The organism is Allobosea sp. NPDC055332 (assembly GCF_053645455.1).
On sequence record NZ_JBSHMO010000006.1, the window covers coordinates 47730 to 61047 of the forward strand.

General features: G+C 65.4%; 14 protein-coding genes. 5 read left to right on the plus strand and 9 right to left on the minus strand.

Features of this window, described 5'->3' with window-relative positions; translation table 11 throughout:
* Nucleotides 1–4 precede the first annotated feature (4 nt).
* Both ACWIGM_RS29040 and ACWIGM_RS29045 read left to right on the plus strand, forming a co-directional pair.
* Nucleotides 5–1621 (plus strand): sigma 54-interacting transcriptional regulator, encoded by a 1617-nt coding sequence (locus tag ACWIGM_RS29040; RefSeq protein WP_454029462.1) that lies wholly within the window; start codon nucleotides 5–7, stop codon nucleotides 1619–1621.
* Nucleotides 1622–1648: 27 nt separating this feature from the next.
* Nucleotides 1649–2998, plus strand: coding sequence for a serine/threonine-protein kinase (locus ACWIGM_RS29045; protein ID WP_454029463.1), 1350 nt, complete (start codon nucleotides 1649–1651; stop codon nucleotides 2996–2998).
* A gap of 6 nt (nucleotides 2999–3004) precedes the next feature.
* On the opposite strand, the gene ACWIGM_RS29050 is transcribed toward ACWIGM_RS29045, so the two are convergent.
* Together ACWIGM_RS29050 and ACWIGM_RS29055 are read right to left on the minus strand one after the other, a co-directional pair.
* The gene (locus ACWIGM_RS29050; protein ID WP_454029464.1) at nucleotides 3005–3781 is read right to left on the minus strand and encodes a MinD/ParA family ATP-binding protein; all 777 of its coding nucleotides are present in this window, start codon (nucleotides 3779–3781) and stop codon (nucleotides 3005–3007) included.
* Nucleotides 3778–4230, minus strand: coding sequence for a hypothetical protein (locus tag ACWIGM_RS29055; RefSeq protein WP_454029465.1), 453 nt, complete (start codon nucleotides 4228–4230; stop codon nucleotides 3778–3780). Before ACWIGM_RS29055 ends, ACWIGM_RS29050 begins: the two co-directional genes overlap by 4 nt.
* Nucleotides 4231–4361: 131 nt before the next feature.
* Here ACWIGM_RS29055 and ACWIGM_RS29060 point away from each other — a divergent pair, with 131 nt between their 5' ends.
* Nucleotides 4362–4814, plus strand: a complete 453-nt coding sequence (locus tag ACWIGM_RS29060; RefSeq protein WP_454029466.1) for an ATP-binding protein — start codon at nucleotides 4362–4364, stop codon at nucleotides 4812–4814.
* A gap of 46 nt (nucleotides 4815–4860) precedes the next feature.
* Nucleotides 4861–5208 (plus strand): STAS domain-containing protein, encoded by a 348-nt coding sequence (locus ACWIGM_RS29065; protein ID WP_454029467.1) that lies wholly within the window; start codon nucleotides 4861–4863, stop codon nucleotides 5206–5208.
* Nucleotides 5209–5217: 9 nt separating this feature from the next.
* On the opposite strand, the gene ACWIGM_RS29070 is transcribed toward ACWIGM_RS29065, so the two are convergent.
* The 6 genes from ACWIGM_RS29070 to ACWIGM_RS29095 all read right to left on the minus strand — a co-directional run bounded on the left by ACWIGM_RS29070 (nucleotide 5218) and on the right by ACWIGM_RS29095 (nucleotide 11668).
* Nucleotides 5218–6432: a M24 family metallopeptidase gene (locus tag ACWIGM_RS29070; protein ID WP_454029468.1), complete on the minus strand. Its 1215-nt coding sequence runs from the start codon at nucleotides 6430–6432 to the stop codon at nucleotides 5218–5220.
* Nucleotides 6433–6499: 67 nt separating this feature from the next.
* A complete protein-coding gene (locus ACWIGM_RS29075) occupies nucleotides 6500–7354 on the minus strand; it encodes an ABC transporter permease (protein ID WP_152014885.1) in 855 nt (284 codons plus the stop codon).
* 2 nt (nucleotides 7355–7356) lie between these two features.
* Nucleotides 7357–8346, minus strand: a complete 990-nt coding sequence (locus ACWIGM_RS29080) for an extracellular solute-binding protein (RefSeq protein ID WP_454029469.1) — start codon at nucleotides 8344–8346, stop codon at nucleotides 7357–7359.
* Nucleotides 8347–8433: 87 nt separating this feature from the next.
* The gene (locus ACWIGM_RS29085; protein ID WP_454029470.1) at nucleotides 8434–9561 is read right to left on the minus strand and encodes an ABC transporter ATP-binding protein; all 1128 of its coding nucleotides are present in this window, start codon (nucleotides 9559–9561) and stop codon (nucleotides 8434–8436) included.
* Nucleotides 9558–10307 (minus strand): ABC transporter permease, encoded by a 750-nt coding sequence (locus ACWIGM_RS29090; protein WP_454029471.1) that lies wholly within the window; start codon nucleotides 10305–10307, stop codon nucleotides 9558–9560. Before ACWIGM_RS29090 ends, ACWIGM_RS29085 begins: the two co-directional genes overlap by 4 nt.
* A gap of 455 nt (nucleotides 10308–10762) precedes the next feature.
* A complete protein-coding gene (locus tag ACWIGM_RS29095; RefSeq protein WP_454029472.1) occupies nucleotides 10763–11668 on the minus strand; it encodes a LysR substrate-binding domain-containing protein in 906 nt (301 codons plus the stop codon).
* Between the two features lie 46 nt (nucleotides 11669–11714).
* On the opposite strand from ACWIGM_RS29095, the gene ACWIGM_RS29100 reads away from it, so the two are divergent.
* Entirely contained in the window at nucleotides 11715–11936 is a 222-nt protein-coding gene (locus tag ACWIGM_RS29100; RefSeq protein WP_454029473.1) for a hypothetical protein, read from the plus strand.
* Nucleotides 11937–11988: 52 nt separating this feature from the next.
* On the opposite strand, the gene ACWIGM_RS29105 is transcribed toward ACWIGM_RS29100, so the two are convergent.
* Nucleotides 11989–13197 carry an MFS transporter gene (locus ACWIGM_RS29105; RefSeq protein ID WP_454029474.1) on the minus strand — a complete coding sequence of 403 codons (1209 nt, stop codon included), beginning with the start codon at nucleotides 13195–13197 and terminating at the stop codon, nucleotides 11989–11991.
* Nucleotides 13198–13318: the final 121 nt, after the last annotated feature.

Here is a 13318-nt window from a genome sequence, read left to right on the forward strand (position 1 = left end):
CCCCATGCACGACCCCCTCTCGGTCGCCGAGGAGCTGATCGAGCTGACCACGACGCTCGCCACCGAGCGTCGCCTCGAGGCCCTGCTCGGGGCCGTGGTCAACTCGGCGCGCCGCCTGACGCGCGCCGAGGGCGGCCGCGTGCTCGTGCTCGACCGCACCGGCCGGCACCTGCACGGCCTCGTCGGCCAGAACGACGTCGCGCCCGATGCCGCGGCGCTCCCCGGCGAGATCCCGGTCTATGCCGAGGGCAACGCCTTCAACCTGCGCGACGCCAATGTCTTCGCGGCGGTCACCGGCAAGATCGTCAATCTCGCCGATGTCTACGACTATAGCGGCTTCGACTTCGTGCGGCTGCGCGAGCAGGACGAGCGCACCGGCTATCGCACGTGCTCCTTCGTGGTGGCGCCGCTCTGGAACGTCGAGGGCGTCACCCTTGGCGTGCTCCAATTGATCAATGTGCAACTGACCCCCGGCGGCGAGATCGGGGCGCTGCCGAAAGCCTTCGAGCGCGTGGTCGGCTCCTTCGCCGCCCACGCCGCGGTCGCAATCGCCAATGCCCGATTGTTCGAGGAGAACCGCGAGCTCATCCGCCAGCTCGACCGGCGCAATGCCGATCTTGCCCGCGAGAATTCGCGGCTTAAGGTGATGACCGCGCCGCGCGAGGAGCAGGTCGTCGGCGAGAGCCCGGCCTTCCAGGCCGCGCTCGACCTGGCACGCCGCGCTGCGTCCTCCTCGGTCGCGGTGCTGATGCTCGGCGAGACCGGTACCGGCAAGGACGTCTTCGCCAACGCCGTCCATCGGCAGGGCAAGCGCCGTGACCGGCCCTTCGTCGCGCAGAACTGCGCGGCTTTGCCCGAGACGCTGCTGGAGAGCGAGCTCTTCGGCCACCGCAAGGGCGCCTTCTCGGGCGCGCTCGCCGACAAGAAGGGGCTGGTGCACGAGGCCAATGGCGGCACGCTCTTCCTCGACGAGATCGGCGACATGCCGCTGCCGCTGCAGGCCAAGATCCTGCGCCTGCTCGAGGAGGGTTCGGTGCGCCGCCTCGGCGACACGAGGCTGGAAAAGGTCGATGTCCGCATCATTGCCGCGACCAATCTCGACCTGCCGCAGAAGATCGCGCAGGGCAGCTTCCGCGAGGACCTCTACTACCGGCTCAGCGTCTTCCCGGTGACGATCCCGCCGCTGCGCGAGCGGCCCTCCGACATCCCGCTATTGATCGATTTCTTCCTCAGGCGCATCGCGCAGGTTCATGGCCGCGAGGGCTTCGCGCTGACGCCGCGCGCGCTCGATGCGCTCTGCCGCTGGCGCTATCCCGGCAACGTCCGCGAACTCAAGAACATGGCCGAGCGCGCCGCGCTGCTGATCGACGGCGACGAGCGCATCGACCTGAAACATCTGCCGGCCCATCTCGCCAAGGCTGCGCCCGACATCATCGTGCAGACGCCCGCGGCCGAGGGCGGCAGCAGCCTGCGCTCGGCCGTGCGGCAATACGAGGCGATCGTCATCGAGAATCGCCTGCGCGAAGCCGGCTGGAACCAGAGCCGGGCGGCCCGCCTTTTGCAGATCTCGCGCCGCAGCCTGGTCGAGAAGCTGCAGCGCTACGCCATCAGGACACCATGAACAGGGCTGGGCGAAGAGGACGCAGCGATGGATAAGGCGGATGAGGCCGACCGCGCCCTTACCGCCTTCGTCTCGGGCAGGATGCCGTTCGAGCGGCTCGTCGCGGCGCTGAAGAGCGTCGCCTTGGGTGACGGCACTGCGCTGTCGGTCCTGGCGCGGCTGGAAAGCTGGGCGAATGAGGGGCGTCTGCCTGCCGATCTCGCGGCCCTCCTTGCGGGCGAGCTTGGCGGCAACGCGCAAGGCGCCGCGCCAGGAGACACTGGTCTCGACCCGCCAACCGTTCCGCTTGCTCCGCCGCGTCCAGTCGCGCCTGAACCGGCTGTTGCCCTGCCGCCGGCCGGCACGATCCGCGACAAGGTCGACGAGGTCGTCGTCAATGCGCTGATCGGCGATTTCGTCGGCCTGCGCGGCCGCAACCGTAGCGGCGAGACCCGTTCCGATGCGGCGCTCGATACCAGCCTCGCCGATTTCCGCAGCCTGCGCTTCCGGCGCGACGCCAGCAACGCCGAGGCCGGCCGCGCCCGCCGCTTCGAGCTCGACCCGAGGCGCGAGACGCGCCAGATCGGCATCGGTGCCATGCTGAAGGACCGTTTCATCCTCGATGCCGAGATCGGCCGGGGCGGGATGGGGACCGTCTATCGCGCCGTCGATCGGCGCCGGCTCGAGGCGATGCGCCACCAGCCCTATGTCGCGTTGAAGCTGCTCGGCGGCGATTTCCGCCATCATCCAGAGGCGTTGCGCACGATCGAGGCCGAGGCGCGCCGGGCGCAGGAGCTCGCCCATCCCAACATCGTGACGATCCACGATTTCGAACGCGATGGCGGCCATCTCTTCATCGTCATGGAGCTGCTCGAAGGCGAGCCGCTCGATCAGCGCATTGACCGTGCTGGTGCGACCGCCGTCGGTTGGGAGGAGGGCAGGGAGATTTTGGGTGGCCTCTGCGCCGGCCTCGCCCATGCGCATGCCCGCGGCGTGGTCCATGCCGACATCAAGCCGGCCAATGTCTTCCTGATTACGGATGGCGGCGTGAAGCTGCTCGATTTCGGCATTGCCAGCGCAGCCCGAGACGGCGGCTTCGATCCGACCTCGCTCGGCGGGCTGACGATGGCCTATGCCAGCCCGCAGATGATCGAGACCGCCGAGCGCCGGGCTGATGACGACGTCTACGCGCTCGGCTGCATCACCTATGAATTGCTCGCCGGGCGCCATCCCTTCGACGGCAAGGCGGCGATCGAGGCGCGCGAGCGGGGCCTGGCACCGGCCAGGCCCGTCGATGTCGAGGACAAGGTCTGGCTGGCCGTGGCGATGGCCCTCGCCTTCGAGCGCGAGCAGCGCCCGGCCGACGCCGGGGCTTTTGCGCAAGCGCTGCTTGGCTGAGCGGTTCTAGCGCTCGCCGCTGTCGACCAGGGCCGTGATCGCCGAAATGCCGTCAGCATAGGCCGATGTCGGCGCGAGCAAGGAAAACAGCCCGCCGCTGCCGAGCCTGACCATGTCCTCGCTGAGCGGCAGCACCGCCGCCACCGGCACGCGATAGGTGCTGGCGATCCGGTCGGAGAGCTGGCGGAAATCGAGCGAGGGCAGCACCTTGTTGACGATCAGCAGCAGCTGGGGCACGCCGAGCCGCCGGGCGAGGTCGAGCGTGACGGCGGTGCCCTGATAGTCCTGATGGTCGGGTCGCAGCACCAGCAGCAGCGTGTCGGAGATCGCGATCGAGAGCAGCGTCTCCTCGTTGACGCCGGGATGGGTGTCGATCAGCAGATAGTCGAGCGCCAGCGCCCGCGAGAGCTCGTGGAAGCCGTCATTGAGCAGGTTGACGTCGTAGCCTTCCTTGACGACGCGTGCGATCTCGCCGGGCCGAACGCTCGACGGCACCAGCATGACGGTTCCGCCGGGGGCGCCGGCGGTCGTCTCGGCGATCCGGTCGGTCACGTTATGGGCGGCTTCCTCGATGCGGCAGCGGCCCCAGAGATAATCATTGAGTGTATAGCGCAGCCGGTCCGGCTCGAGGCCGAAGAGCACATGGATGCCCGGCGACTGGATGTCGGTGTCGACGATGGCGACGCGCCGCCCGCGCAGCGCCAGCTGGGCGGCGATGTTCGCGGTGGTGTTGGATTTGCCGGTGCCACCCCGGTAGGAATGGGTCGAGACGATGATGGTCATGCCCGCTCGCCCTTGTCCTGGCCACCGGCCCCGTGCCGCTGCCGCATCGCCTGGGCCCGCTCCTGCAGCTCCCTGAAGTAGTCGGTCTCGACGATGGCCGCGACCTCACGCTCCTTGCGCGTCTGGTCGATCTCGATGGCGAGCCGTTGCACCTGCGTCTTGAGGTCGGCGTTCTCGCTGCTGATGTTGCGGTTGGCGTCCTCGAGCCGGCGATTGGCCTCCTTGAGCTCCGCCAGCATCTCACCGAGCCGGAACTCGCGCGCCTCGATCTGCACCGCCATGCTGCCGAAGGCCTCGGCGAGCTCGCGCACCGTCTCGGGCGCGTCGGCATCCGCGGTCATGGCGAACAGGCTGTCGATATTGTCGTAGTCGCCGCGGGCGAGCTCGCCGCAGAGATCGCGCAGGCGCCGGGCGAAAAGGTCGGGGGAGGCGAGGCTGTGGGCATCCATGGCAGGCACAGTAAGGGAGCATCGATGACAGAAAGAGGAAGGCGCGGTTGCCCCAAGGCGATGTCAACGTAGTTTCGCAATCGGGCCCTAGCGTCACAGGCGAATGACAATCGCCGATCGAAGGGCGTTGAATGCTGGCGCGCGGTATCCATGTCGTCCTTCGCAGCGACACGCATGAAATCCGGCGTCTCGCCGATGCGATCGAGTATCTCGCCGATTCGCTGCAGCTGCCGCAGCCGATGATCTTCAAGCTCAACCTGGCGCTGGACGAGCTGATCACCAACGTCATCGCCTACGGCTATGCCGAGCAGAAGGACGGCGTCATCGACATCGAGATGCGCCGCCATGACGACCGCGTCGTGGTCAAGCTGATCGACAGCGCCGCCGCCTTCGACCCGCTCTCGGTGACCGAGCCCGATACGGCCGCCGCACTGGAGGACCGCAAGATCGGTGGCCTCGGCATCCATTTCGTCCGCACGCTGATCGACGAGGTCGACTACCGGCGCGACGACGACCGCAACGTCATCACGCTGACGCTTCTCTTGCCGCCGGAGCCGGTGACGGCCAACGGCGCCCACCCTTGACCGAACAGTTCCGGCCTGACCCGCCGCCACAGGAGAGCAACGGCTCATGATCGAGTCGCAGACCATCGGCGAGATGCGCGTCCTGTCGCTCACGGGCCGGCTCGACAGCATCAACGCAGCCGAGACCGAAGCCGCGATCGTGGCCGAGATCCGGGACGGCGCCTCGCGCCTCGTGCTCGACTGTTCGGGGCTGACTTACGTTTCCAGCGCCGGCCTGCGCGTCTTCCTCGTCGTCGCCAAGCGCATGCGCGAGATCGGCGGCCGGGTCGTCCTTGCCGGCCTCGCGCCTTCGGTGAAGGAAGTCTTCGCGATCAGCGGCTTCCTGCAGATCCTCACGGTCTGCGAGAGCCGTGAGGATGCCATCGCGATGTATGAGCAAGAGGCTTCGCGATAGCGATCGCGTCTAGCGAGCCTCATATCCGAAGGGATCGTGAAGCGATGCGGCCGGCTCGGTGAACCAGCGGGCTCCGGCCTCGGTCATGTAGATGATATCCTCCAGGCGGACGCCGAATTCGCCATAGATGCAGATCATCGGCTCGTTCGAGAAGCACATGCCGGGGCGCAGGAGCGTCTGGTTTCCCCTGACCATGTAGGGCGTTTCGTGGACATCGATGCCGAGGCCATGCCCTGTTCGGTGAGGCAGGCCCGGCACCTTGTAGTCCGGACCAAAGCCGGCTTCCTCGATGACGCGGCGGGCCGCCCGGTCGACGGCTTCGCACGGCGCTCCGAGGACCGCCGCATCGAAAGCAGCCATCTGGGCCTTCTTTTCGAGATTCCATATCTGCGCTTGCCGCTCGCTCGGCTCGCCGAACACGAAGCTCCGGGTGATGTCGGAGCGATAGCCGTTGACCTTCGTGCTCATGTCGATCAGCACCATGTCGCCATCGCGCAGGACCTGCGGATGCTTGACGCCATGGGGATAGGCTGTGGCTTCTCCGAATTGGGCCGAACAGCTCGTCCAGTTCACCCCGAGCCGGCGATGCGCCCTGTCCAGAAAATCGACGGTTTCCGTAGTGGTCACCCCGGCGCGCAACCCTCTGGCGGCAGCCCGGTGAACCGCCATCGTGATGTCCATCGCCTTCTGCATCAATGCCAGCTCGTGCGCGGACTTGATCTCGCGGCATAGCGAGGTCAGGCCGCCGCCATTGGCGAAGCTGAAGCCGCCTCCTGCTTTTCTCAGCTCGTCGACCGTGAAGAAGGGCGTATGCGGGTCGAGCGCCACGACGCCCTGTTGTGATCCCAGGCTACGGATCGTCTCGACGACGAGAGCGGCTGGATTCTCATGCTCCTCCCAGCAACGCACGTCGTGGCCGAAGAGCATGAGCTCGCGGGTCTTCGGCTCTTCGAAAGCGGGACAGATGAAAGCCACATCGCCGTCGACAGGGATGACCATACCGTGCAGCCGCTCGCTCGGATTGAGCTGGATGCCGGAGAAGTAGGTAAGATTGCTCGTCGCATCGATGTAGAGCGCTACATAGCCGTTCTCGCGCATGTATTTCTGCGCTTGCGCGATGCGCTCCCTGTATTCGGCTACCGTGATCGGCTCGACGCCGCCCATGTCCGGTTTGAGCTTTGCAAGTTCCGCATCGAAGCTCGAACCGCCTACGCCGATCGTCATTGCTTTATCTCCGGAATGTCGTTCTGTCGGGACTGTAAAATGGTCACATGCGGCGAACGAGGCGCGGTCAGCGGCCCTTGTATCGCCGCTGCACGACCAGGCTCGATAGGCCGGTGAGGGCCAGCGTCGTGATCATCAGGATGAACGCGATCGCCGCCGCGAACGGCCAGTTGTTGTTCTGGGCGTATTCTCGATAGAGCATCGGCGCCATCATCTGGAAGCGCGATCCGCCCAGCAGATAAGGGGTGGCGTAGGCATTCATCGCCAGAATGAAGACGAGGATCGAGCCGGTCCCGATCCCGGGCAGGGAGAGCGGGAGAATGACGTGCCAGAACCGGCGCGCCGGATCGGCACCCAGATTCTCCGCGGCCTCCTCGAGCCTGATATCGATGCCCTCGATCACGCTCTGCAGGGTCAGGATCATGTAGGGTAGGTTGATCGACAGGATCCCAACCGAGACCGCGAAGGTCGTATAGAGCAATGTGGCGCCCGGGCCGCCAAGGGCCGTGTACGCGGCATCGACGAGCCCGCCGCGACCAAGCACGCCCATCCATCCGAGCGCCCGCACGGTTCCCCCGATGAAGAGAGGCAGGATGACGGCCAAGAGGCCGATCGATTTCCATCGGCTTTGCGTTCGCGCCAGCCGGTAGGCGATCGGGAAGGCGAGGACGAGGCAAAGCACCGTCGTCGAGAGGGCGATCCCGACGGTCCGTTCGAAGACATTCGTGTAGAATGGATCGGTGACGAAGCGCAGATAGTTATCCAGCGTCAACGCCTCGACCATGAAGGCATGGCGATCGTAGCGATTGAGGCTGTAGCGTGCGAGCAGCGCGAGGGGAACGAGCAAGGTCACGATGACGAGCCCCGTTGCCGGTCCGATCAGAAGACCGGCTGTGAGGCCCTGGCGAGGTCGGTTCGCCATGATCAGCCTCGTTCGAGCAGGCGGCGCCACCAGTCATTGATGTCGTCGCGTACCGCGCTCAATTTCGGATAAGGCGCCGGGACGAGCTTCGGAGCCGGGGTCGGAAGCGCGAGTTGCTGCCCGAGTTCCCCGTCCAGCGACGCGTTCGACACGGTCGGATGGTAGCTCATTTTCTCGGCAAAGCCGCGCTGCGCTGCCGGGTCGAGCGCGGCATCGAGATAGGCGAAGGCCGCAGCCTTGTTCGGCGCATTCTTCAGCACGCAGAGGCTGGTGACATAGGCAAGGCAGCCCTCCTTGGGGAACGCCGCCTGAATGGGAAGGCCGGCCTTCTTCCAGAACAGGACGCGCGCATACCAGAGCGGGCCGATGTCGATTTCGCCGGACTTCAGCGCCGGCGCGAAGGCTTCTGTCGAGGTGAAGACGCGGGCGCGGTTGCGTATCAGGGCCTCGACCTGAGGCTTGACCTCCGCCAGCAGGCCGACATCGTCCTTGTGCTTCAACGCCAGCGCCATCGCCAGCCAGAGATAGCTGTTCTCGAACAGGCCGACCTTCCCTTTGAAGCGATCGGCCTCCATGTCGGAGAAGGTGGTCGGTGCCTCCGAGACCCGCTCCGGATTATAGGCCAGCACCTGCGGGCTGTAGATGTGCGGGATCGAATAGGTGTTGGCGAACTCCGGCAGGACATATTTGAGGTTCGGCACCTTCTCCTGATCGAGCGGCTCCAGCATGCCGGCCTGTTCGAGATCATAGGCGGCCGGGCCCTGGACGGAGATGACATCGATCGTGCCGGCGGGAAGCCGGCGCTGCGCGATGGCCTTGGCGATGCGCGTCGGCTCGATGCCCGCATCCTGGATGGCCTCGATTCCCAAGGGCGCGAGCAGCGGCTTTTCGATGATGCTCGCCAGATAGGCGCCATAGTCGCCGCCCCAAGTGCTGACGACGACGCGCCCCCGCGCAGGCGCCGCAATCGCCGGCGCGCAGATGAAGGGCAACGGAGCCGCTCCGGCCATAAGCCTGAGCGCCTGCCGCCGAGAGATCGACGAAATGCCCATGTTTCCTCCGATGTTTTTTTGGCTGCTTCAGCTGGCTTGCTTGATCGGCGCCCGAGCCAGGTCCGGACGTAGCGGAACATCTTGTTCGTCGAAGAGATGCTCGTTCACCGCGTCCCAGGTGATCGACAATGTCGCGCCGGCGGCCTGGCGGGCATTGCGATGCACTCCCGCCAGATCGTGCACGCTGATCGCTGTCTCCGCGCCGATGCTGAGCAGATAGTCGACATGGCTGCCGACATAGGTCGCATCCTTCACGACGACGTTCGCACCGGTGCCGGCCGAATCGATCGATGTCCGGAGCTGGATCCGTTCCGGGCGAATGGCCAGGGTGTGCCGGCCTCGTGATTGATAGCGTTGCGCCAGTCGGATCACCGTCCCATCCGGCAACTGCAGGCGATCGCCCCCGACGAGCTCGCCGGAGATGAGGTTGCTATGACCAATGAAGCTCGCCACGAACGGATTGGCAGGCTGTTCGTATAGTTCCTCCTGCGTGCCGATCTGCTGAACCCGACCGTCGCGCATGACCACCAGGCGGTCCGCCATGGTCATCGCCTCCTCCTGGTCGTGGGTGACCATGAGCGCGGTCAGGCCGCGAGCCCGCTGAAGCTGCCGGATTTCGCGTGCAACGGATTGGCGCAGATTGGCGTCGAGATTCGACAATGGCTCGTCGAGCAGCAGCACAGAGGGGTTGATCGCCAATGCCCGGGCGAGTGCGACGCGCTGCTGCTGCCCTCCTGAAAGCTGTCGCGGAAGCCGGTTGGCCATCGGCCTCAGCCTGACCATGTCGAGCATGTCGTCGACACGCGAGCGGATCTCGCCCGCAGCGAGCCGCCTCATCCGCAGCCCGAAGGCGATGTTCTCGGCGATCGTCATATGCGGAAAGAGCGCGTAGCTCTGAAAGACCATCCCCATTTCCCGCCGGTAGGGCGGCAGTCTCGCGTAATCCTTGCCCTCGAGGAGGATGCGGCCGGCCGATCCCTCCACGAAACCGGCGATGAGACGCAGCGTCGTGGTCTTGCCGCAGCCGGACGGCCCGAGAAGGACCAGCATCTCTCCGCGGCGGACGCTGATGTTGACGTTGTCCACGGCCACGGCCGGACCATAGGTCTTCGTCAGGCCTTCGATTTCGAGAAAGGTTCCGTGGGCTTCGGTCATGACACGACGCTGCTCAGCTTCACATAGCGATCGATCGCCAGGAGCAAGGCACCAATCACAAGGGTTTGGGTGACGACGACCGCTGCCGCGAGCGGGTCGTAGCGGTATTCGAGATATTGCAGCACCGAGATCGGAAAGGTGATCGTGCCGGGGCTGATGAGGAACAAGGTCAGTTCGATGTTCTCGAAGGACACGATGAAGGAAAACAACGCGGCAGCGACGACACCTTGCTTCATCATCGGAAGTGTAACGCGAAGAAGAACCTTGAGTGGCGTGGCCCCCAGATTGGCGGCTGCCTCTTCGATCGATCTGTCGAGATGCATCAGGTTGGCGATGCACAGCCTGATGACCCAAGGCGTAGTGATAAGCAGATGGGCGAGAACCAGGACGACCGGAGAGCCGATCGTGGAAACGCCGCTGATGCGATCGACCTCGACCGTCTGGATATAGATGCCGAGCCCGATGACCACGCCTGGAACGCTGAGCGGAGCGAGCAGCAGGACGTTCAGGCCGGCACGTCCGAAGAAGCGGTATCTGACCAAGGCGATGCTCGCCGGCACGCCGATCAGAATGCTGCCGGCCGTGGAGAACAGCGCGATCTTCAGGCTGGTCGCGAGGCCGCTTGCGAAGTTTGGAAATTCGGCTAGCCGCGCATACCAGTCAAAGGTGTAGCCGCTCGGCGGGAAGACAATGACGCCGTCGGCGAAGAAGCTCATATAAGCGGCCATCACCAGCGGGATGGCCATGATCAATGCGCCGGCGAAGCATAGAAGGTTTAAAAGCAGTCGAGTCCATGTCGGCCAGACATGATAACCCGAGCCAAAGCCTGCATATGAGCGCATTATGGCTAACAAAGCTTCCCCCTCGCGCATTGGTCATGCGCGGTATTATTGATAATTGTTCGCTCAGGCTGACGTTTCAGCCTGGGAGAGGTATCGCCTCGGGGAGGAGATTGGGTCAATTTTGGCGTGGTTATACGGCTATACGTGCTCGTTATGACCGCAGGCGCCTCTGAGGTCGCTCGGTATCAGAGGGCACCTTCAGAGGCTTTGACATCATTGCTGCGGCGTTCGTTCGCAGCGGCTGCAGGTCATAGGCCTCGGCGATGTTGCCGGCGCCGGCTTCGCCTGCCTCGACAGGCGGTCAGAACGCCTGGACCGAACGCAGGGCAGGATCACATCCAGGGCAAAGCCCCTTTGGATCAGCGCGCGACCATGAGGCAGTCGATAAAATCCCTGACGAGATTGGATTTGGGCCGCCCCAGCGGCAACAGCAGCAGGCTCTTGATCCTGACCTCCGGCTCGAACGGCCGCAGGACCACACCGGCAATATTCAACGCGGGAAGAACGTGCGGGTGGACGAGTCCAACGCCGACGCCTTCGGCCACGAGCGTACACACGGTCGTGGCATAGATCGTCTCGACCACTGTCCGGGGCGGCTCGACACCGGCCTCGCTCATCACATGATGAAAGCGCTGCCTGGCCCTGTCTTCCGGGACATACTCGATGAAATCGACCCCTGACAGATGATGCGGCCGGATGACATCGTATTCAGCAAGAGGATGGCCTTGGGGGATCGCGCACAGCGCGGCAGGCGACACGAAGGGTTGATAGCTGACGCCCGTGGTGTCGATCTCGTCGGCAGCGAGCCCCAGATCGAACGCACCGGCCGCGACACCGTCCCTTATGTCCCTGGAGGTCAGCACCATCAGCGTGACGGCAATGCTCGGTTGAATGCCGCGAAAGCGCCCGATCGCTCGCGGTACAAGCGCCGATGCCAGGGCAGAGAGCGACCCGATCCGGATCTGGCCGGCACCATGATCGCGTATCCGCGCCGCGCTTGCGCGCAATTTGTCCAGTCCTCGGAAGTGCAGCTCGACCTCGGCGAGGAACTGCATGCCTTCCGGGGTTGCGACAATGCGGCTTTTAACCCGGTCGAAGAGCAGGAAACCCAGGGCTCGTTCGAGATCGGCGATCGCTCTGCTGACGGCTGGTTGGCTGATCCCGAGCGTTTCGGCGGCGCGGGACACTGTTCCGACTTTGATGACCGCCAGAAAAATCTCGATCAGCCGAGTGCTTATCGCATCGCGAGGATTCTGCCCGTCCATGCTCCGGAGCTAGCACGCCGATCCACCGGGTGTCGATGCGTCCGCCATGGCCCCGATCAGTGACGCGTGGAGCGATCCCGAACCATCCCGTTGCGACGATGGATCGAACGCCAACTGGGGCGACCGTCCAGCCATGAGCAGCGAATTGGCGCGAAGCTCCGTGGATTCCGGCGTAAAAACCAGACGGCCGACGGCTCAGGATAATGCCGCCGGCATGGCGATGATCTCCGGCTCGCTTCAGGCCATCGACACAGGCTTCGCAGCCTGAAGCGAGCGGCGCGGTTCCACGCGTCCGGACGTGAAGCGGGATTCGTCCCGCTCTACGCCGGCGCCAGCTCCGTCCGCCTCTCGGGGAACGGCCGGAACGTCCACAGGATCAGCATCGCCGCCAGGCCCATCACCCAGGAGCCGACATACATCGGCGCATAGGTGCCGAACCGGTCGTAGATCACGCCACCGAGCAGCGGGCCGGTCGACATGCCGAGGCTCCCGGCCATCGCCGTGCCGCCGATGATCGTGCCCATCATCTTCAGCGGGAAGTTCTCGCGGATGATCACGGCGTAGAGCGGCATCGTGCCGGCGTAGATGAAGCCGACGATCACCGCCACGGCGTAGAAGCCGGCGAGCTGGCCGACGAAGGCATAGGCGAGCACGCCGAAGGCCTGCGCCAGCAGCCCGAGGACGAGCACGCGCTGGGCGCCGAAGCGATCCCCCGCGACGCCGAAGCCGAGGCGGCCGAACATGCCGGCCAGGCCCTCGACGCTGTAGATCGACACGGCCGCGAGCATCGGGATGCCGCAGGTCACGGCATAGCTCACCGTGTGGAAGATCGGGCCGGAATGGGTGGCGCAGCAGAAGAAGTTCGCCAGCATCAGCGTGACGAATTGCGGCGAGCGCACCGCCTGGGCGACGCTCATCTCCCCTTGCGTCTCCTCTGTCGCTGTTGCCTGGGCAGCGGCCTCCAGGGCCGGCGGGCGGCGGACGAGGAGCGCCGCCGGGATCATCAGCGCCGCGGCGATGCCGGCAATGATCTGCATGGAGGTGCGCCAGTCATGGATGGTGACGAGCCAGGCCGCGAGCGGCGCCATCGTCATCGGCGCCATGCCCATGCCGGCTGAGACGAGCGAGACGGCCAGGCCGCGCTGGGTGTCGAACCAGCCGGTGACGCAGGCCATCATCGGTGCGAAGACGGCGGCGGTCGCGGCGCCGACCAGGAGGCCGAAGAGCAGCTGGAACTCGATCAGCGAGTTCGCATGGCTGGCGAGCGCCAGGCTGGCGGCGAGGACGACCGATCCGGTGAGCACCACCGGGCGTGGCCCGTAGCGGTCGGAGAGGTTGCCCCAGGCCATGCTCGCGGCCGCCATGGCGAGGAAGCCGATCGTCATCGCCGTCGAGATGCCGGTGACGGACCAGCCGGTGTCCTGCGACATCGGCCGCAGGAAGACGGGCAGCGAGAACATGGCGCCGATCGCGACGCAGCCCAAAAGGCCGCCTGCTGCGACGATCACCCAGCGATAGGACTGGTTCATGGGAGACTCCGGGGCGTTTCGCGTGCCGCCTGCGATGTCTGGCGGCAATCCGCGCGGTCGATGCCCCAAGGACGCAGCGGCACCGGCCTTGCCGACATGCCGCTGCGGATTTTTTGAGCGA